Annotated in this window: 16 protein-coding genes; 10 read left to right on the top strand and 6 right to left on the bottom strand. The window is 40.1% G+C overall.

Going from position 1 to position 21430, the window contains the following annotated elements; translation table 11 throughout:
* The first annotated feature begins 45 nt into the window (after nucleotides 1-45).
* A complete protein-coding gene (locus E4O04_RS10240; RefSeq protein WP_253687482.1) occupies nucleotides 46-924 on the top strand; it encodes an Rpn family recombination-promoting nuclease/putative transposase in 879 nt (292 codons plus the stop codon).
* A 16-nt stretch (nucleotides 925-940) separates the two neighbouring features.
* On the top strand, nucleotides 941-2215 hold the full coding sequence (locus E4O04_RS10245) for an OmpA family protein (RefSeq protein ID WP_371922246.1): 1275 nt from the start codon (nucleotides 941-943) through the stop codon (nucleotides 2213-2215).
* Here E4O04_RS10245 and E4O04_RS10250 read toward each other — a convergent pair.
* Complete coding sequence (locus tag E4O04_RS10250; protein WP_253707756.1) at nucleotides 2212-3603, bottom strand: aspartate ammonia-lyase; 1392 nt, start codon at nucleotides 3601-3603, stop codon at nucleotides 2212-2214. The two genes, E4O04_RS10245 and E4O04_RS10250, sit on opposite strands and share 4 nt — an antisense overlap.
* A 306-nt stretch (nucleotides 3604-3909) precedes the next feature.
* On the opposite strand from E4O04_RS10250, the gene E4O04_RS10255 reads away from it, so the two are divergent.
* From E4O04_RS10255 to E4O04_RS10270, 4 genes are all read left to right on the top strand, one after another.
* Nucleotides 3910-5622, top strand: a complete 1713-nt coding sequence (locus E4O04_RS10255) for a YifB family Mg chelatase-like AAA ATPase (protein ID WP_253687479.1) — start codon at nucleotides 3910-3912, stop codon at nucleotides 5620-5622.
* A gap of 166 nt (nucleotides 5623-5788) precedes the next feature.
* A complete protein-coding gene (locus tag E4O04_RS10260) occupies nucleotides 5789-6349 on the top strand; it encodes a Panacea domain-containing protein (protein ID WP_253707758.1) in 561 nt (186 codons plus the stop codon).
* Between the two features lie 235 nt (nucleotides 6350-6584).
* Nucleotides 6585-8348, top strand: a complete 1764-nt coding sequence (locus E4O04_RS10265) for a phospho-sugar mutase (RefSeq protein WP_253707760.1) — start codon at nucleotides 6585-6587, stop codon at nucleotides 8346-8348.
* The gene (locus tag E4O04_RS10270; protein ID WP_253687477.1) at nucleotides 8348-9001 is read left to right on the top strand and encodes a 3'-5' exonuclease; all 654 of its coding nucleotides are present in this window, start codon (nucleotides 8348-8350) and stop codon (nucleotides 8999-9001) included. Before E4O04_RS10265 ends, E4O04_RS10270 begins: the two co-directional genes overlap by 1 nt.
* Before the next feature lie 85 nt (nucleotides 9002-9086).
* On the opposite strand, the gene E4O04_RS10275 is transcribed toward E4O04_RS10270, so the two are convergent.
* The 4 genes from E4O04_RS10275 to E4O04_RS10290 are packed head-to-tail and all read right to left on the bottom strand — an operon-like array spanning nucleotide 9087 to nucleotide 14928.
* Nucleotides 9087-10880: a M3 family oligoendopeptidase gene (locus tag E4O04_RS10275; protein WP_253707762.1), complete on the bottom strand. Its 1794-nt coding sequence runs from the start codon at nucleotides 10878-10880 to the stop codon at nucleotides 9087-9089.
* A gap of 55 nt (nucleotides 10881-10935) precedes the next feature.
* Nucleotides 10936-12402, bottom strand: a complete 1467-nt coding sequence (locus E4O04_RS10280; RefSeq protein ID WP_253687475.1) for a DUF92 domain-containing protein — start codon at nucleotides 12400-12402, stop codon at nucleotides 10936-10938.
* 17 nt (nucleotides 12403-12419) lie between these two features.
* Nucleotides 12420-13346: a phytoene/squalene synthase family protein gene (locus E4O04_RS10285; RefSeq protein ID WP_253687474.1), complete on the bottom strand. Its 927-nt coding sequence runs from the start codon at nucleotides 13344-13346 to the stop codon at nucleotides 12420-12422.
* Nucleotides 13347-13398: 52 nt separating this feature from the next.
* Nucleotides 13399-14928: a phytoene desaturase family protein gene (locus tag E4O04_RS10290; protein WP_253707764.1), complete on the bottom strand. Its 1530-nt coding sequence runs from the start codon at nucleotides 14926-14928 to the stop codon at nucleotides 13399-13401.
* Nucleotides 14929-15136: 208 nt separating this feature from the next.
* Here E4O04_RS10290 and E4O04_RS10295 point away from each other — a divergent pair, with 208 nt between their 5' ends.
* From E4O04_RS10295 to E4O04_RS10310, 4 genes are all read left to right on the top strand, one after another.
* Nucleotides 15137-15766 carry a TetR/AcrR family transcriptional regulator gene (locus E4O04_RS10295; RefSeq protein WP_253707766.1) on the top strand — a complete coding sequence of 210 codons (630 nt, stop codon included), beginning with the start codon at nucleotides 15137-15139 and terminating at the stop codon, nucleotides 15764-15766.
* Between the two features lie 156 nt (nucleotides 15767-15922).
* Nucleotides 15923-18316, top strand: a complete 2394-nt coding sequence (locus E4O04_RS10300; RefSeq protein ID WP_253707768.1) for an efflux RND transporter permease subunit — start codon at nucleotides 15923-15925, stop codon at nucleotides 18314-18316.
* A 23-nt stretch (nucleotides 18317-18339) separates the two neighbouring features.
* Nucleotides 18340-19119 carry an outer membrane lipoprotein-sorting protein gene (locus E4O04_RS10305; protein ID WP_253707770.1) on the top strand — a complete coding sequence of 260 codons (780 nt, stop codon included), beginning with the start codon at nucleotides 18340-18342 and terminating at the stop codon, nucleotides 19117-19119.
* 21 nt (nucleotides 19120-19140) lie between these two features.
* Nucleotides 19141-20511: a capsule assembly Wzi family protein gene (locus tag E4O04_RS10310; protein ID WP_253707772.1), complete on the top strand. Its 1371-nt coding sequence runs from the start codon at nucleotides 19141-19143 to the stop codon at nucleotides 20509-20511.
* Between the two features lie 3 nt (nucleotides 20512-20514).
* Here the strand turns inward: E4O04_RS10310 and E4O04_RS10315 are convergent, their stop codons facing one another.
* Complete coding sequence (locus E4O04_RS10315) at nucleotides 20515-21372, bottom strand: DMT family transporter (protein WP_371922294.1); 858 nt, start codon at nucleotides 21370-21372, stop codon at nucleotides 20515-20517.
* Between the last annotated feature and the right edge of the window lie 58 nt (nucleotides 21373-21430).

Consider the following 21430-nt stretch of genomic DNA (forward strand, 5'->3'; position numbering starts at 1 on the left):
AGAATAATTTTTCTTCGTTCAAATAGTTTTTATGAGAGGTAAGAAATGGAAAAACTTTTTCACATTACCCTCCGAAATGACTATGCATTTAAGCGAGTATTCGGAGTGGAGGAAAACAAGGATGTACTACAGGATTTATTGGAATGTATACTGGATATTCCGCCTGAGAGCATCGCAGCGTTGGAGCTCTTAGATAAGGAGTTTCATAAGGACTCTATAAGCGATAAAAGCGGTATTCTAGATGTAAAATTGAGTCTAAAAAACAATACGATTATTGATATCGAAATACAAAACAGGTGGAACAGCGAGTTTGTTCAGCGTACTATCTTTTACTGGGCTAAAATGTACACCGAAAACTTAAAAACAGGGGAAGTGTATACAAAGTTACCTAAATGTATTACAATAAACATAGTGGGTGAAGGCTTTGATTTAAACAATCTGATTCACAGCGAGTATAATGTAGTTGAAAAACATTTAAACGATAAGCTTTCAGATGAGCTTGAAATCCACTTTTTAAACCTAGCCAAGGTTAAAGAACAAGAAGAACATATTGAATACGATGAAAAGAAAAAGAAACTTTATAATTGGCTTATGTTTATAAAAACAGATAGTCAGGAGGTGCGTGATATGTTGGCACAAGAATCATCAATGATGGCAAAAGCAAATGCGACAATAAACATAATGGAAATGAGTCCCAAAGAAAAATGGCTTTATGAAAACAGAATGAAATATGAACACGATAAAGCTTCGTGGAAACACATCGGTTATCAAGAAGGCGTTACACAGGGTATTCAGAAGGGCTTTGCTGATGGGGCCTACCAAAACAAACTCGAGACAGCTAAACTATTAAAGCAGCTGGGAGATTCAAGCCAAAAGATTGAACAGGTTACAGGACTTAGTAAAGAAGAAATAGAAAAACTGTAGAAAGGCAAAAAAGCTAATGACATTTTGGAATTTAAAGGCAAAACACCCCTTCACAAAAAAGTTCTTCTTAATTTGTCTCATTTTGATTTTTTATTTAAACCTTCTTTTGGCCCAAGAAAATTTATCACAAGGAAAAATAATAATTACGGAAAGAGCCGATTACTCCGTTTATGTTGAAGGAAAATATGCAGGGCTTACTTCCAGAGAAACGCGCCTTTACATGAGCGAAACAAATCTCGGTACCGGAGCCGGCTATCTTTACGAAGGAGAAGCCTTTGTTCTTCAAAAAAGCCGAAAAAACGGACATAAAGCTGCCTTGCCTATAGATTCAATCTTACCTATTTCTTTTAAATTTATTCCGGCACAAGATGAAGAAGATATAGAAAATCCTTACCAGCCGCAAATCTTTACGGAAGATGAAGGCTATCCCCTTTTAAGGAATTTTCCTATTTTGCCCGAAAAAGCTTTTACTCCGGAGGATGTAGGAAAAACATGGAAAGGGAAAAGCACTATTGCCGTAAAACCCAAACCCGAAAAAAATGCTACTCGAATCCCCGTAAACGCCGGTTTTAAGTATAAGGGAAAAACTATTTTTAACGGCAAAAGTGTTAACCATGTAGAAGCAGCCTTCGGCCTGCGGTATAAGGGTACCGATATACTTGGCGATGAAGAACTTATAAGATCGGAAGGCGGAAGAAAGGCAGACATCTACCTTGACGATGCAAAGAGACCCATTTTTATACGCGAAAAAATAGATGAAGAGTTTTTTTATTCCGGCGGAAAAAAAATAAAACACCGAGGCTTTTTGCTTCATTTTTATTCTTACACGGGAAATTCTCCTATTCAAGGTTACTACGCACAAACATCGCCTTCTCAAAATATCCCCTCAAAAGAGAAAAATATTGAAATTACTCCCAATAAGGATTTTGAGGTAAGCAAAACAAAACGGGGCACAATGCTGAAACTTAAAAATCTTCAATTTGAACCTGATAGAGCGGTTCTTTTAAAAGGAGAAGAAGCGAAGCTTGACGAGATTGCAAAAATTTTAAAGGAGTCGGACGGCAGTTTCTTTTTTGTGGAAGGACACACAGCAGATGTCGGCAGACCTGAAGAAGAAAAAATTCTATCCCAAGAAAGGGCTAAGACCGTAATCGAAAAACTTACAGAAAAGGGAATATCTGCGGAAAGGTTTATTTATCAAGGTGCCGGCGGAACAAGGCCTCTTGCTCCGAACGGCACCGAAGAAGGACGCACCCAAAATAGACGCGTCGAAATAACGATTATAGACTAAAGTTTTCTGGGCTTTGTCATGTTTTCGGGTTTTAAAACCTCGTCCAATTTTTCTTTTGAAAGAAGACCTCTTTCCAAAACAAGTTCGTAAACGCTGCGGTTATCTCGCAAGGCTGTCTTTGCAATATCGGAGGAAGCCTCATAACCGATGACGGGGTTTAAGGCCGTAACCAAGCCAATGCTTCGGTGAACGCTCTCCTTGCAATGAGCGTAGTTTCCTACAATGCCTGTAACACATCTCTCTCTCAATGTCTTCATAGCATTTATAAGAAGCTTAATAGATTCGAAAATAGAATAAATCATAACCGGTTCAAAAACGTTGAGCTCGAGCTGGCCCGACTCGGCAGCCAAAACAACGGCAGTATCGTTTCCGATAACCCTGTAGCAAACCTGATTTACAACTTCCGGGATAACGGGGTTTACCTTTCCGGGCATGATAGAAGAACCGGGCTGCATCGGAGGAAGGCTTATATCGTAAAGTCCTGTTCTGGGTCCAGAAGAAAGAAGGCGTAAGTCGCTGCATATCTTTGAAAGTTTTGCAGCAAGGCGTTTTAATTGTGAAGAATAAGTTACAAAGTCGGAGGTGTCGTTTGTGGCGGCAATCATATTCTTTGCAGCCTTTAAGTCGAGCCCCGAAATCTTTGCCAAATGAGAGGTTACCTTAGGCGTATAGTTAGGATCCGAGTTGATGCCTGTTCCGATAGCAGTGGCTCCCATGTTTATGGTGTGAAGATTTTCCCTTGCAAATTGAATCTGAGGAATTTCGCTTTCCAAAGAAGCGGCATAGGATTCAAACTCTTGGCCGAGGGTCATGGGTACGGCATCTTGAAGCTGAGTCCTTCCCATCTTTATATTGTCGCCGAGCTCTTCAGCCTTTTTTCTAAAAGAAGAAACAAGGGCTTTGAGTTCATCGATAAGAGCCGGTGTATTTAGCGAGATACCCAACTTTGCGCCTGTAGGATAGGCGTCGTTTGTGGATTGGGCAAAGTTTACATGATTATTGGGATGACAGGGTGAATAAGTTCCCTTAGCCTTTCCTAAAATTTCGTTTGCACGGTTGGCGATAACTTCGTTTGCGTTCATATTGGTAGAAGTTCCGGCACCGCCTTGAATCATATCGACTACAAATTCCTTGTCGAATTTACCTTCGGCAACTTCTTTGCAAGCCTGAATCATAGCCTTGTAAACTTCATCGCTTAAATAGCCGAGCTCGTGGTTCGCCTCGGCTGCTGCCTGTTTTGTATAAGCAAGCCCCTTAATAAAATCGGGAAAATCACAGAGCCTCAAGCCTGTAATTTGAAAATTTTCAACACTTCGGAAAGTCTGAATGCCGTAATAAGCATCTTCCGGAATATCCAACTCTCCGAGCAAGTCATGTTCCCTTCGCATAAAAAAACTCCTATTCTATTGATAATTGTAAGCATTATAGTACTAAAATCAAAAAGGAACAAGGGGCAATGAAGCGTTTCGGCTATCTATTACCGTAAATCAACCAACCTCAAAATTCCAAAAACTTTCTTTTACAAATTATGCTACATAAAGTCATTTTTTTCTAAAATAATAGTAGAACGGCATATCGAAAAAACTTGTTGTTTTTTCGATATGCCTGACGAGTTTTTCATAAGCCCTTACATTTTAACGGCTTATGAAAAACGTCGCAAATTTTGATTATTAAAAGATAGGAGAGATTTAGCAATGGAAATTTTAAGTTTTTCGTCATTCGGGTATGAAGGAGAATTGATTAAGGTTGAGGCGGATTTAAGGCGGGGCTTGCCGGTTATCGACATAGTGGGGCTCCCCGGTTCTGCCGTAAAGGAAGCGAGGGATAGGATGAGGGCTGCCATCAGGAATTCGGGGCTTGAATTCCCTTTAAACAGGATTTTGATCAATTTAAGCCCTGCCGATCAAAAAAAAGAAGGGAGCGGCTTTGATCTTCCTATTGCAATAGCCGTCTTAACTGCAAAAGAGGCAGCAAACAATTCTGATGCGGCAAAACAGGAAGCTCAAACCATCGTTCCAAAAGGTGAAGAGATGGCCGAAAAGTCCGTGATGATTATGGGCGAGCTTGAGCTTTCAGGCAGGGTAAGGCCTCTGCGCGGGCTCATAGGAGCCATCTCGGCAGCCCGCTCGCAGGGCATCAAATACTTTATCGTTCCGAAAGAAAACGAGGCCGAGGCCCTCATCGAAGAAGGCATCAGCGTATTCGGAGTATCAGACCTAATCGAAGCCCTGGAATTTTTTTACCAAATAGAAAGCGGCCGACTTGCAGAAAGGCCGAGCTGCTTCAAAAAAAAGAACTTTTCCGGTACAGAGGCAGTCCCTCTTTTTGTATGGAGCGATGAAGATAACGATGCACACAAAATAGAAAATTTCGATTTTCAAAAAGACGAAAAAAAAGGGCTCGGCTTGGTCAGGGGCTTTGAGGATATCCGCGGACAGGACAGTCTAATCCGTGCGCTCGAAATAGCGGCGGCAGGAGGACACAATCTCATAGCCTACGGGCCTCCCGGCTGCGGGAAGACTTTATCTCTAAGCCGCTTTCATCTCCTTCTCCCCGACATGGACGAAAAAACGGCAATGGAAACAACCCGCATTTACAGCATCGCAGGGCTTTTGCCCCAATCGGCACCGAACTCCCGCCTTTTAAAAAGACCGCCCTTTAGGATGCCCTCCCAAAATGCAAGTATGGAAGGCATCATCGGCGGGGCAGGAAAATGTATGCCGGGTGAGGTCTCCCTCGCCCACGGCGGAGTTCTTTTTTTGGATGAGGCGGCTCAGTTTAAGGCAAGCGTTTTACAAAGCCTCCGCTCTCCATTGGAAACGGGAAGCGTAACCTTGAGCCGTGCCGGAAGATCAAGTACCTTCCCTGCCCGCTTTCAGCTCCTCCTTGCCGTCAACCCCTGCCCCTGCGGAAACTTCGGGGCAATGGGAAAAATATGTACCTGCCTCCCCTACGAAATCGAAAAATATTGGAAAAAACTCACCGCCCCCCTCTTGGACAGAATCGACATAAGGGTTCCCGTCCTTCCGCCCAAACCTGAAAATATTTTGGCAGAGGCAAAATATTCTACCCAAACGATGAGACAAAAAATAAAGAACGCAAGGCTCATTCAATGGGAAAGATTAAGATTTATAAATAAGGAGAAAAAAGTGCAAAACACAATTTATGAAAACGCAAAACTCTCACCTCAAGAAACGGCAGAAGTTTGCAAAATGAGTGCCGAAGCGGAACGTTTTTTTTCTGCAATCGTAGAAGCAAAAAAACTTTCAGGCCGGGGAAGCCACGCCCTCTTAAAAATATCCCGCACAATAGCCGACATCGAGTCGAGCGAAAATATCTCATTGGCCCATATCGAAGAGGCGGCAGCCTTGAGGCAGTGGATAAAATACCTTCCGGATTTTTTGTAAACGCTTTTAGTGCCTGCCTTGTCAATACTTATTACTTGCCCTTGAAGAAATCCTCTGAATTTTTATATAGTAAAAAATAGTAAATATCATAAAAACCATTAAAAATTGTAAAAAACTATTGACAAAGGGCGGCCTAGGTGCTAGATTAAAATTAAGGAGGTATTTTATGAATATACATAAGCTCATTGAAGTTGTAAATTATATGCTCAAAAAATATGAGTATCGGCTCAATTATACAAAGCTTCTTAAAATGCTCTACCTTGCCGATCGTCAATCCTACGACGATACCGGCTCTCCCATTACGGGCGATACCTATGCAGCCTTAAAAGCCGGGCCTATATTATCAAATACATATAATCTTATCAGTAATAAAGGCAAGCAAAACCATCAAAACCTATGGAATAGCCGTTTTTTAAAAGACGGGTACGATCTCGTGGCTCTAACCGACAAGATACCCTGTAATACACTATCCGACTACGAAAAAGAAGTCTTAGACGGAATCGACTCTAAATTTCATGATTACACATTTACAGACCTTATAGAATACACTCATGCAAACTGCCCCGAATGGACGGATCCTAAAGATTCCGCCCTGCCGATAAGTATTGAATCTATCCTGCAAGCCCTTGGCAAAAGCCCCGATGAGATAGCTTTTCTTATCGAAGAGGAGCTATCCTTTGCTGAAGAAGAAGAAGCTCTTGCTCAACTATCCGAATTAAATGCCTAAAAAAAGAGGATATATCCGATACTCTTCTAAAAAGAATACAAAATGCCTTAAAGCAATCTAAATTTATATCAGCTGAGGTTAAATATCTTTTTCCGTATCTGTAACAATTCAAGTAATAAAACAGATTTATTGAAGTACTTATTATAAGCTTGTCAATACTTTTTACTTGCCCTTGAAGAATTCCGCTTAACTGTGATATAATCCTATTGATTTTACAAATTGCGGAGGACTTTTTATGGATAAAAATGAAGTATTAAATAGAGCAAAAAAATATGTTTCCGAAGAAAAGGAAGTAAAGTTTGCCGATGAGGTTAAATCTTTAATCGAAAAAAACGATGAAAAGGAATTGTATGACCGCTTTTACAGGGACTTGGAATTCGGAACGGCAGGTTTAAGAGGTATCATAGGGGGAGGCACAAACCGCATGAACCCCTTAGTAATAAAAAATGCAACCCAGGGCCTTGCCGATTACTTAATAGAAGCAAAGGCGGACAAGGCTAAGACCGGCTCTTTGAGTGCCGTAATTGCCTACGACTCAAGACGCTTTTCGGATGTGTTTGCAAAAACTGCGGCCCTGATATTCGCGGCAAACAATATCCGCTGCTATCTTTTTTCGAGTTTAAGACCCACGCCTGAACTTTCTTATGCCATAAGGGAACTCGGCTGCGATACGGGAATTGTAGTAACCGCCTCACACAATCCTCCGGAATATAACGGCTACAAGGCTTACTGGTCGGACGGAGCCCAGATTACCCCGCCCCATGATTCAGGCATCATCAAAAAGGTGGGCGAAGTTTCTTCCATTAAAATGACGAGCGAAGATGAAGCTCTTAAAAAGGGCAAGCTCGTAATCATCGATAAAGAAATCGACGAAAAATATTGGGCCATGCTTAAAAATAAAATCAGCCGCCAAGAAATAATTAAGGATATGGCTTCCAAGGTGAAGATAGTTTACACTCCCCTTCACGGAACAGGAGCCGTACATGTCGAAAAGGTTCTGGGCGAAATGGGCTTCAATGTTATAAGCGTTCCCGAACAGCGCGAACCTGACGGGAATTTCCCGACGGTAAGCTATCCCAACCCCGAAGATCCGAAAGCCTTAAAGATGGCTATGGACTTGGCTATAAAGGAAGGAGCCGATATTTTGATGGCCACCGATCCCGATGCCGACCGCTTTGCCTGTGCAGTCAAAAACGCCGCGGGCGAAATGCAGCTTATAAGCGGCAACCAGATGGGAGCCCTCTTTGCAGATTATATCTGTCTCACATTAAAAGAAAAAAATAAGCTCCCCCAAAACGCAGCGATAGTACGCTCCATAGTAACCTCCCCCTTAAGCGATTTAATCGCCGCCAAGTATAATGTTAAGAGCGAAGAATGTCTCACAGGTTTTAAGTGGATCTGCGGTATCGCCGAACGCATGGTAAGCACCGGTTCCCACACCTATCTTTACGGATACGAAGAAAGCTTCGGCTACAATTTCGGAACCGAAATACGGGATAAAGACGGAATTGCCGCATCTGCAATTTGTGCAGAGATGACCCTCTATTGGAGGAGCAAGGGTAAAAGTCTCTTAGACCGATTAAACGAAATCTTTTCGGAATTTGCCTTTTACGGAGAAAAGACCATCAACATGGTATACCCCGGAGCGGAAGGATTGAAGATTATGCAGGACATGATGGTCAGGGTAAGAGAAAGAAACTTGAGCGAAATTGCCGGAGTGAAGGTAAAGACCATAAGGGATATTCAGGAAAGCACGGAGTACTCTCCATTAGAGCCTGCCAAAAAAACTACAGTTTCCTTACCTAAGAGCAATGTTCTTCAATACTATTTGGAAGATGGCTCGATAATCTGCATAAGGCCGAGCGGAACCGAACCCAAGATAAAGATCTACATAATTCATTCCGAGAAGGTTGTTTCTTCTGTTGAAGAAGCCAAAAAACAATCGGATAAAAAGATTGCCGAATTCGAAAAAGAATTTAACGGAGTACTAAACGCATAATGAGCTCTTACGATTGGATTAGCGCCGTATATGATAAGGCTGTTTTTACGGCCTTCGATACCGAAACAACGGGAACGGAGGCCAAGGCTGAAAGAGTGGTCGAAATCGGCTGCGTAAAATTCGATGTCAGGGGAGTTATTGCCCGTTACAATGTTTTGATAGATCCCGAAAAACCCATGCCTCCCGAGGCGGGAAAGGTAAATCAAATAACCGACGAGATGCTCGCAGGTCAGCCCAAATTCGCGGAAGTTCTGCCCGACTTCTTGGACTTTATCCGCAACACTGTTCTCGTTGCCCATAATGCAAACTTCGACATAAACTTTATAAACTGCGAGCTTGAAAGGTGCGGAAAAACAAAGCTTACAAACAAGGTCTTTGACACCCTCACCTTTGCACGGGAAACCCTGCCCGGCTTACAAAGCTATGCCCTTCAAAACCTTGCAGTGCAGTTCGGTGTTCAAGCAATAAATGCCCACCGCGCCGAAGACGATGCCAGAGTCTGTATGGAATTCTTTAAAATAGCCGTAAAGCATTTCTTCGAAAAAAACAAGGACATGCTTGACTATTATAAAAAGGATGTAGACATTTCGGAGTACCTGAGCACCAAGGACCCTGAAACGGACGGCGGAAAACTCGTTCAAAATTTATTTTAAAGCCTCAAAATAAAAAGACATATTTAAAATCAAAAAGCCCCGCTTGGTTTCCTCACAAAGAAATCAATCGGGGCTTTTAATTAACTTATTTTTTCTTTGCTTTTTTTACGAGCTTTTCAAATTCGCTTATCTCGTCGGTAAAAATCTTTATTCCTTCTTTCCAGAAGTCCGGCGTCTCGATATTAAAGCCCGCACTCTTGGTTACCTTTACGGCATCCATCATTCCGGTTTTGCTTAAAATATCCTCATAGACAGAAGTAAACTTTGGTCCTTCCTTCTTGTAGCGGTTATAAAGACCGAGGGCAAAGAGCTGTCCGAAGGCATAGGGGAAGTTATAAAAGCCCAAGCCTGCAGAATAATAATGTCCCTTAACAAGCCACATATAAGGATGAAGCAATTTAGAATCAAGCCCGTTTCCGTAGCTTTTCTTTTGAGCTTCAAGCATAAGACGGCAGCAGTCCTCAGCTGTGAGTTCATGCTTTTCTCTTTCTTCCATAAAGGACCGTTCAAAATAAAAACGAGAAAGGATATCGACCAAGACCTGACATCCGTCTTGAAGGTGAATCTCCAAGAGGGCAGTTTTTTGCTCTTCATTCATCTTTTTGATTTCGCTTTCAAACAAGATGGTTTCGGCAAAGATAGAAGCGGTCTCGGCAAGAGTCATAGGATAGCTTTGATTTATAACGGGCATATTCTTCACAACGTTAAAGTGGAAGGCGTGTCCCAGCTCGTGTGCAAGGGTGCTGACCGAAGAAAAAGAGCCGTCAAAGTTGCAAAGAACTCTCGGTTCCTTTGTTACGGGGAAATGAGTACAATAGGCTCCGCCGACCTTGCCGTTACGGACCTCTCCGTCTATCCAATTTGAATCGAAGGCCTTCTTTGCAAAATCTCCCATGTTCTTTGAAAACGAAGAAAAGTTTTCGATTACCAAGGCCTTTGCTTCTTCCCAAGTATATGTGGGGAATGATTTTGAAACGGGAGCAAAGAGATCATAAAAGGGTAAGTCCTTTTTGCCGAGAAGCATGGCCTTAGCCTTTAAATATTTTCTCCATGAGGGAAGAGAATCTTCGATGGCGGAAATTAAGGAGTCGAGCGTTTTTTGACTTATATTTGCCTGCCTTACGGATTTTTCGATTGTGCCTCCCTTCCAGTTGCGCCTCTTGTTTAAGGTAATGGAAGCTCCCTTTACGCCGTTCAAGGCTGCGGCAACGGGCTTTTCTATCGACTTGCAAAGTTCAAGCTCTTTTTTAAAGGCCTTTTCGCGGACAGCCTCATCCTTGTCATAGGCCATCGCTCTAAGCTGAACCAAGGTCTTTTCTTCTTTAGTTTTTTCATCCCAAACACAGGAAGCCGTCGAAGTCAGCATGCTCTGTAATTTGCTCCAAGCCGAAGAGCCGGAGCGGGCAAGGTCGGCAGCCAAGGCTTCTTCTTCTTCGCTCATTTGTTTCTTTTGCCAAAACAAGGTATCTTCCAAATAAAAGGCTGCATATTTTAAATCCTTGTCGCTTTTGATCAAGGCCTTTACTTCTTTGGAAACGGAAGCCAAGATATTCGAAAAGCGCACACCAAGGGGCGTAAAAGGAACAAATATTTCGGATATGGAATTCATTTCCGAAAGGGCTTCCTTGTTTTCGGTATCGGTTGTATAGACGGCCGAAGCATAGGCATAAAGCGTTTCGGATTCGGCATTAAACTCGTTTAAAATATCCAAAGCCTTTATAAGCCATTTTTTAAAGTCCTTGTCCGAAAAAGCTTTTAAGTGCTTTTCAAACTTGGAAGTCAGTGCAGGAATTTTCTTTTTTGATTCCGCATACTCTTTTGATTTAAAACCGGGATAAATATTTTTTAAATCCCACCTCGGTGCAGTTTTGTTTTGCATTGGTATCTCCTTAAGTCAATTATGATTGTAGCGCTTAAAACTATTTATGTCAATATTAAAAACATAGTCTGCAAAAATAATGGGCAGCTAAATATCCTAAAACCGAAACTGAAATTAAGGTAAAAAGGTTTACGGTGTTGTTGCTTATCAGCTTATAACCTCTTATAAGAACAGCTGAAGGCCCGATATTCTTGTCCCAAATAACTCCGTCAGGTGTTTTATATTTGCGTTGGAAGGCTGCACCTAAATAACTATCTATCAAGGAACCTGCAAAGCCTAAAACTGCTATAAAAATCACTCCTCGGAGCCCGAATTGAGGAAGGGCAAAAAGAGAAAGAAGCACGCTGCCTAAAAGGCCGGCACAAAATCCTGCCCAAGAAACGCCGCCCGAAAGCCCTCTTTCAAGTTTTTTCCCGTTTAATATGTTAAACACTCTTCCTTTCCAAAGCATTCCTAACTCCGAAGAAAAGGTATCGGCATTGGCTGCAGAAAAAACTGCAAATGAAAGAAGTAAGAAAACTTTTTTTTCGGGGAAAAAATAAAAAAGCCAAAGTAATATGCAGGCCGGAAGCGAGTTACATAAAACCTGAATCCAAGACCTTGGTCCATTATCCTCCTGCAATTCTTCAGCCTTGCGTTTGGTTTGATTTTTTAAAAAGCTTACAAAACTTCCTGCAACAAAAAAGCCTATTAAGCTCAAGCCCATCCAAGTCCCTCCTAAAGCGTAAAGAGTCATCGCAGTTATAATAGCTGCAACAATTCCGTCAGGTTTTATTGCACGCGCCTTATAAGCTGCAAATAAAATTAGGACTGAGGCAAGGATATAAATATAAAAACCTAAACTGCCGTAGTGCATTAAAAGAGAAGCAAACAAAGCGGATCCTATAGGAAGAGATAAATTATCGGCACCATTTTTTCCGGTAATTTCGACAAAGGCTGAAAAGAAGGCTGTACACAAAGCAATAAGCACAATACTAAACAAGCTCAATTCCCGGCCTATTTCCGAAGGAGCAAAAACATAAAGACAGGCGGCCGTAATTACAAAAGAAAATATAAGCACAGTAAGAAAACCTACAAGACTTTTCTCCCTTGCAAATGAAAAAGGTTTTATCGATCCCCATTTTTTTCCTGTAAGGGCTGCAAGACCGTCGCCGTAAGCCATAATAAGAATTCCGATAAATGAAAGGCTTTTCCACCCCAAAATAAAACTTGCTCCCGATAAAAAAAATAAACTTACAGCATAGTACACGGTTCCCGGGTTGGTATCGCTCCTTTCCATCGAAGAAAGAAACTTATACTTTAAGTTAAGGCTGTTAATAATGATAAAGGCAAACGGAACAAAAAGCACAGCCCAAAGTTCGGTATGCATAGGAGTTAAAAAGACCCAGTTACCTACCAAAATATGAATAAGTTTTCTCGGCACTTCGGAATCTTTTTTTGTAAACTTTGACACCACTGCCGATAAAAATAAAACAAAGAAAATATAACAAAATGAAATAAGAATAATCAAAATGTTCCGCATTTTAGTTCCTCCTAAAATTATATACGCTGCTTTAGCTCTTTCACTTGAGCAAGTACGGCATTACGCATTTTTTCTGTAGTATAGCATCTTTTTGTAAAGCAATTATATGAAGCCTCTCTGACTGCATCTGCAATTCCCCTGTACATTCTTGCAGCAGCAAAAAGAGGCATGACACAGCTTGGATGAAAATAAGAAAGCCTTTTTCCAAATGAAGCATAGTAATCATCGGCAATCGAAGCGAGCTTTTCCCAAAGCAAAATAAAATTTTGGGGGATAAGGGTTTCGATACATTCCTCAGTACTCTGCCTTGCAAGGTCTTCGAGTTCCTTCTTAGTGATGCCGTATTCCTCCAGCAAGGAAGCCGGAAGATAGAGCTTATTTTTTTCGCGTAGATCCTCTCCTACATCCCGCAAGATATTTGTAATCTGCATTGCTATTCCCAGATCTTCACAAGATTTAACAAAACCATCATCCATTTCCTTATCGCTCTTTACCAAAAAGGGAAGCATCATAAGGCCTACCGAGGAAGCAACAAGACGGCAGTATTCTATAAACTCATCAAAGGTTTTAATGTCATCAGGGGAAAGATCCATACGCTGCCCCTCTATCTGCATTAAAAATCCCTTTAAAGGAATATCGAATTTTTTTACCGTATGTTCAAAGGCAGGCCACCAATCTTCTTGTAAAACAGGATTGTCATTCGGCTTAACTCCCATCCCTTTGGAATATAGGGCACTACCCGATTCCTTGGAATAAAGAAATTTAAGGGCATTTTCAAGATCGAGCAAACTTTTTAATATGTTTTTTTCGCCGCCGTCTATCGGCTTCTTATCGACAAGGTCATCCGCATATCTGCAAAAAGCATAAACGGCAGCGACACCCTTAAACCTTTCAGGCGGAAGATTTGAAAAGGCTTGATAAAAACTCACGGCCCTTTCTTTCATAATCAGCTCCGCCTGCTTATAAGATTTTTGCAAGCGGAACCTTGCTTTAAACTTATTTATCACTAAAGTTGTCCTCGGGATTATCCCGGCGTAACTCTTCTGCACAGATCTTGCCGCTTTGCATAACTATAGGGACACCGGCTCCCGGATGGGTGCTGCTTCCGCAAAAATAAAGGCCCTCGCAGTTTTTTGCCTTTGCCTGAGGTCTTAGATGGTTGCTCTGAGTCAATGTCGGCTGAAGCCCGAAGGTCGCCCCCCTATAGGCGTTAAAGTTTTTTTCAAAATCTTTGGGAGTAAAAACTTTTTCGACCGAGATTGAATTTTTTAAATTTGCAAGGCCCGGCAACTTTGAAAGGGATTCAATAGCTTTTTGCCTGTAATAATCTACAGTTTCTTCGTTCCATTCATATTGGGAAGTTACAATTTCGGAAACAGGAATTAAAAGATAAAAACTCGACTTATCCTTCGGAGCCATTGAAGGATCTACATTAGACGGAATATGAAGATAAACGGACGGATCCTTTATTTTTCTTCCGTCAAAAATACTTTTAAGATTATCGTCGAGATCTTCGGATACTACAAAGGCATGAGCAGGGAGCTCAGGATAGATTCCCTCCACACCCCAATAAAAAACAAGACAGGAACAAGAATAGTCCATCGTATTTATTTTTTCGGGACTATATTTTCCTCTCACCTTTTCATCATCAATTAAATTTGTCATGGCATAGGGAAAGTCTGCATTGCACACAACATAGGGAGCTTCAATTTTTTCTCCGCCTACCAAAAGCCCCTTAACGGTTTTTCCCTCGGTTAATATTTTATCGACCTTGGAATTATAATTTATCTTGCCTCCAAGCTCTTCAAAAAGTCTTGCCATTTGAGAAGCTATCGTATGCATTCCGCCCTTGATAAACCAAACCCCGTATAAAAGCTCGATCATAGGAATTATATTGTAAAGAGAAGGGCCTTTTTTGGGAGAAACTCCTATGTAAAGGGTTTGAAAGCTCAACATTCTGTGTAAATCACTGTCCGGCATAAAGGAAGCCATCATCTTGTCTGCACTGTCAAAGGTCTTTAATTTAAGAGCTTGAAGAAGCATAAACGGATTATATATATCTGACCATTTTCTAAAGGGTCTCGTTATAAAATGATCCAGAGCAATTTGATATCTTTTATAAATTTCGGAAATATATGAAAGAAAACCGCGTGCATTTTCAGGCCCCTTTTGTTCGGTAATCTTCATTAAATCTACAAGATCCGAATTCAGCACATAATGCCGATAGTCCTTAGACTTATCCTTATCTTTAAAGTAAACCTCATACATTGGATCAAGCTTTGTCATAGGAATATAATCATCCGCATTCTTTCCTGCAAGCTCGAAAATTTCTCTATAAACGGAAGGCATCATAACAAGGGTCGGACCTACATCAAAACTGTGCCCATCAGCCTCAATCCTGTGCATCTTTCCGCCGGGCATAGCTCCTTGCTCAAAAATTTCCACCTCATATCCTGCATGCTTTAATCGGATAGCTGCCGAAAGCCCTGCTATACCGGCACCAACTACCAGTACCTTTTTATTCATATAAAACTCCTTTTAGCTAAAAAATATGATGGGATTAAAACAGTTTTTCTAAAAGATAGGCCGAATAATTATCATAGTCTTTATCTAACGAATGACATTGTATCACATTCATGAGATATTTTCAATAATAAAAATAAAAATATTTGTCTACAAACCGGAGAAGATGCCCCTTTGACAATTTTAAAACGGCCGTCTATAATGTAAGTAAATGGAAGAATCAAAGAAAAAGAATGATACCTATACGGAAATCCTCAAAAATGCAAAAACGGAGTTTTTGCAAAAGGGCTTTGAAAAGGCCTCCATGCGCTCCATTGCGGCAATGACGGGTATAACAGCCGGAGCTTTGTACAAACACTTCCCGTCAAAGGCGGCAATCTTTGAGGCTCTCGTACAGCCGCTTATCACGCAAACATTAAGCATTGGTACCGATTTTTCTGAAATCGCAATACATTTATACGAAACCAAAGGCCTTTTCTCAACAAAAGAAGCCATACGCATATCTTTACAGAATTTATGCACTCTGGTGTACAGCCGATTCGATGACTTCCGGCTTTTGTTTAACCGCTCGGCAGGAACAAAGTACGAAAATATCCGTCACGAATTTGTCATGGCGGATGTTGCAGCATGCAAAAAATTCATCAACGACTTAAAAAAAAGAGGTATAAACATCCGCCCCCTAAACGACGACCAGCTTCACTTAATTTACAGCACCGCCTTAACGCCTCTTTTTGAAATCATCACGCATGAATACTCTTATAAAAAAACCCAAGACTTTATGGACATCTTAACCGATGTAATGTATTTTTGCTGGAATAAAATTATGCAGCCTGAAATGTAAATCAACATCCCCGACGCAGAGCGTCGGGGTATTAAACCCTCCGCACAAATAAACAAAAAAAATTAATTTTCCTCTTGACAAATTTTTAGTGTGTAGCTATACTAATGATTAGTAAACAGTGTTTACTAATCATTAACATTAGAAGGGGATTATAAAATGAAACTGGAAAGTTTGCATATATTTTTTAAAAAGATCGGCGAATTTCAATTAAAATACCGTTTTCTCTTACTCATCTTATTAGCAGCCATAACCGTATTTGCTGCAATGGGCTTAAAAAAGTTTAGAGCCTCATCAATGACCGAGGAAGCCTTTGTAAACTTGAACGATCATATGAAAGAACACGAAGACAGGTTTAAAGAGCTTTTTGGAAGTAATGACAGTATAGTTTTACTTATCGAATCCGATGATGTTTTTAAACCTGAAGTCTTAAACATGATTAAAGAGATAGGAAATGAACTTTTAGAGAAGATTCCATATGCGGATTCGGTTACTTCCATAACCGATATCGATATAAGCGTAGGAACGGAAGAAGGAATCGAGATAAAAAATCCTTTTAAAGACGGAATACCTGAAAACTCTTCCGAACTAAAAAAAGCAAAGGATTTTATTTTATCGAGAAAATCAATCGTAAATAAACTTGTTTCAAGTGATGCAAAAGAAACATGGCTGGTTCTTTCTCTTAAAGCAACCCCGAGTAAAGAAGAATGGATGAAAAATTCGGATAAGGAACTTATGTATATCATGGGAGAAACGGCTATCGATATTGTTAATAATCCCAAATATAAAAGCTCAGCCTACACAATAAAACCGGCAGGTCTTCCCTACACCGAAACGGAAGAAAAAATTGTTATGAATGCGGACATAAAGAAATGCGTAAGCCTTAGTTTTATGTGCATGATAATTCTTCTCATTATTTTTGCCCGCTCCCTTAGAGGAACAATTGTGCCTATCATAGCTACAGCAGGTGCAATAGTTTCGGTTTTGGGGCTTATGGGACATCTAAACATTGAAGGAAGTTCTGAAATGCTTTCCGTTCCAATCATCCTTGCAATGGCTCTTTCAGTCGGATATTCAATCCATCTTGTAAATTCTTTTAGAAACAGTTTTTACACGATAGGAAAACGAAAAGAAGCAGTTATCGAGTCCATCGAAAACACGGGCTGGCCGCTCTTTTTTACGGTTGTTACGACAGTTGTTTCGGTTTTATCCTTTTTAACAGTTGACCTAGATCCCATGCACTGGATGGGACTTGCAAGTGCAGCTATGGTCTTTGCCGTTTATGTTTATGTCAGCATCTTAATTCCAATCTTAATGAGTTTCGGAAAAGATTGTACACCTGAACAAAATAAGAGTGCAGCCCGCTATAAAAAACTTGATACTCTTTTTGAAAACTTAGGAATTTCAGTTTTAAAAAGACGAAAACCCATTTTAATTATTTTTGTAATTATAACGGCTATGTGTCTTCCTGCCCTCTTTATGATATATGTAAACATGGACAGTTTTAACTTTATGGGAACCCGCATTCCCTATGTAAAGCGTATTTACGAAATTACACACTCTCAACTTGGAGCTTATTTTAATTACAATGTAATGCTGACCTTTAAAGAAGAAGATGCAGTAAAAAAGCCGGAAAACTTAAAAAAACTGGAAGAATTAAGCCGGCACATAGGCGGTTTTAAATTAACAAAATTAAATAACGGCGTACCGAAAATATTTTCTATTTTGGATATTGTAAAAGACATGAATCAGACAATGCATGCAGACGATCCTGCCTTTTATAAGATACCTGAAGATGAAGAACTTTTGGCCCAGCTCTTATTTTTATACGAAATATCGGGAGGAGAAACTTCCCGTTGGGTTGATGACGAATTCAGAACCCTCCGCATGACCGTCGATGTTGCAGCTTTTGACGGAAACGAACTTGCCGCCAATTTGGAAAGCGTCTATAAAAAATGCGCTGAGCTTTTTCCCGATGCGGATGCCTTCTTAACGGGAGCAGCAGCCCACGCCGCAGAAATAAATAATAAAATAGTATATGGAGAAATATCATCGTTTTTTACTTCTCTTGGAGCAATCGGTATTTTAATGATGATTGTATTCGGAAGTCTTAAAATGGGGCTCATTGGTCTTATCCCCAACATAATGCCTATTATTACAACCGGGGCAATTATGGGCTACTTTAGCATTCCTCTGGATATGATAACAATGGCACTTATGCCCATGATTTTAGGTATAGCAGTAGATGATACCATCCATTTTACAAACCACACAAAATATTTATTTGAAAAAGAAGGAAGATACGAAAAAGCTATTGTCGGCTCGTTTTATTCAATCGGAAAAACACTCGCAATGACAACCATAATTTTATCGGCAACATTTTTAATGTATATGGCAAGTCAGATAGATGCCTTCCTTCGCTTAGGAATCCTAGCAGCAGTAGGCTTATTTTCGGCTCTCATCGCAGATTATTTGATGACACCGATATTGATTTATATTTCAAAACCTTTCGGAAAAGAACGAGATGATACTTCTATCCGAAAGGAAGCATAGAAAAGTTTTTATGGAGGAAAAAGATGAAAAAGATTGTTATGATTTTATTGGCTGCAGTAATTGCATTAGGTTCAGGCTTTGCACAAGAATTGACGGGAAGAGATATTATGCAAAAAGCAAGCAACAGAGAAAAGGCCGTTACGGATTCTTTTAAAATGAGAATGACCCTCATAAACTCAAACGGGAAAAAGAGAGTCCGGGAAGTGACCGCCTATTCGAAAGATTACGGAAAGGAAGAAAAAACCGTCATGGTATTTTTACTTCCGGCAGATGTAAAAGGCACAGGTTATCTTGCATACTCCTATGATGACACTTCAAAAAGCGATGACAGATGGCTTTATATTCCGGCATTAAAAAAAGCTAAGCGCATAAGCGGCTCATCAAGCCAAGATGATTTTATGGGAACGGAATTTACCTATGAAGACATGGGCAGCCGCAAGGTAGACGATTATAAACACAGTCTTTTAGGTGAAGAAAAAATCGATTCCAAAGACTGCTGGAAAATAGAATCGGTTCCGGTAAAAAAATCCATGTACTCAAAATTTATTTCATGGATAGACAAAGAATCTTTTTTAAATGTAAAGGCGGAATTTTATGATGAACAAGGATCGATTTTAAAGGTGCTTACCGTCAGCGGTATCGAAAAAAAAGACGGCTTTTGGACAGGCAATAAAATGGAAATGAATAACCTTCAAAAAAAGCGTAAAACGGTAATTGAAATTTTAAAGCATGAATTCAATAAAGAGATACCCGATTCTTATTTTAGGGTAAACTCTCTTGAGGCGGGAAAAATCAAAAATTAAGAAAATATTAAGGAAAGAAATATGAGAAGAATAAAAAAGAATAGTTTTATTTTAACGGTTGTACTTTTCTTTTTGACAGGATTTTTGTGTTATGCCCAAGAAGAACTACAAGAAAATGAACCCGAAGAGCCTCAAGAAGAAATAATTGAAGAATCAAACGGAATAGAATTTAACTTCGGAGGAAAACTGGAAACAGCCCATGGGCTTAGATGGAATAGCGGAAGGAACAAGGGAGCCGAGTACAGCCTTTCCCGTTCTATCGCTCAAATAAAAGGAGAAGTAGTTGCAGGTTCAGCCTATGCCTTTCTTTCAGCTTCGGCGGAATACAATTACCGCAATCCTTCACGCACGGGCTTTAAACTCAATGAAGCCTATTTCCGCTATTCCGGCGAAATTTGGGATTTGAGTTTCGGAAGGCAGATTATAAGCTGGGGACAGGCAGACGGCTTTAGCCTGACAGATATACTGAGTGCAAAAGATTCTTCCGCCTTTTTAGCCCTTTCTTCCGATGACACAAAACTTGCCTCGGACAGCATCCGCCTAAGATTTTTTCACGACATTTTTACCTTTGAAGTTATAGCAATTCCTTTTTTTACGCCGAACAAATTGCCTCTTTTTAGCTTTGAAGAAGGAGCGAAAGATGCTCTTTTTTGTATAGAGCTTCCCGATGAACACACTGAAGGAGGCCTTACCATTCCTATAAAATACACAAAAACCGAAACCGAAAAGCCCAAGATGTTTACGGACACGGAGGCAGCTGCCCGCCTCTCCTTCTTTTTACCCGGCATAGATTTTTCGCTTTCAGGCTTTTACGGCCGGGATAAGAATCCTAAATTTACGCGAAACGGTAAAATCAATATCCCGACCGAAGTTTTAATAAACTTAAACCAAGAATATTACCGCATAGGAATGGCAGGTCTCGATGCCGCAATACCGGCAGGAGATGTAACCATTAGATTGGAAAGTGCATGGATTGGTAACAGATATTTTAATCCCAAACTTATCTTTGAACAGCCAATACCCAAACACCAGCTTTTAATGCTGGCAGGTCTTGATTGGAATAAAAGCTCGTGGTTTATAAGCGCCCAATATTTTGAAGACCTTATTTTAAACCACAAAGACGATATAGAGAGGCCGATGCACAAGGGTTTTGTAAGTTTAAACATAAGCAAAACTTTTTTGAGGGAAACTCTTAAACTTTCTGCAAGCGGAGCAATCGATATTAATTACGGAAGCACATTCAGCACTTACGCCGTTGATTACTCTCTTACCGACAACATTCATGTAATTTTGGGAGGAGATATTTACACAAAAGGTTACGACGGCAAGGGAGACTTTGCACAATTAAACAAGATAAGCTCTATCTGGATTAAGGGGAGATTTAGCTGGTAATAATTAATTCCGTTTTAACTTAATGAGCACAAGGGCCGCAAGCACAATCAAAACGGCAGCAAAAAATTGGAGGAGAGTCATGTTTTCCTTTAAAAATAAAAGACCTACCGCAAGGCTTGTAACAGGTTCTAATGTGCTCAAAATTGAAGTATATTTCGCCCCAATCTTGGCAACCGCTTTTTGATATAAAAAGGTCGCACCTACCGTTAAAATACAGGAGTAGAAAATAAGCAGACCAAACTGCGGAAGCGTAAAATCAAAAGGAATCCTTTCAGGCTGGGATAGAGAAAAGGCAAAAATCATTAAGCTGCCGAAAAAATTAACATAAAATAAAAGCTTAATAGGATGAATTTTTTTTGTTCTTTCCAAAATAAATGAATACACGCTGTACACAATAGCCGACATAAATGCATATATTATTCCCGGAGCACTTGAAACCTCTTTAAAATCGGCTATAAAAAATAGCCCCATGACTGCGGCCGCAATACAAAGTATCTCATATATTGAAGGCCTTTGTTTTAGCATAAAAGCCGAAGCCGTAAAAATTATAACCGGATATAAAAAATGGATGGATGTAGCACTTCCCGAATTTATATATTTATATGAGGCAAACAAACTTATACTGTTGAGGGTAAAAAACAGAGCAGCTAATAAGACAAGCCGAAATTCTTTTTTATTTAATTTCATATCAATTTTTAAAAATTTTGAATAAATAAAGATAAAAATCAAGGCTAAGGACATCCTGTAAAAACTGGAACCTATGGGGTTTAAACCTAAATCGAATAAAATCTTTGTAAAAAGCGGCATAAGCCCGAATATAAAGGCAGAGGCCGCAGCATCTATAAAACCTGATATTTTAATTTTGGATTCCTCTTAAATACAAAAAAATATGGCATCGTTAACCTTAAAAAAGTTTATC

This window comes from Treponema sp. OMZ 799 (assembly GCF_024181365.1).
Classification (GTDB): Bacteria; Spirochaetota; Spirochaetia; order Treponematales; family Treponemataceae; genus Treponema_B.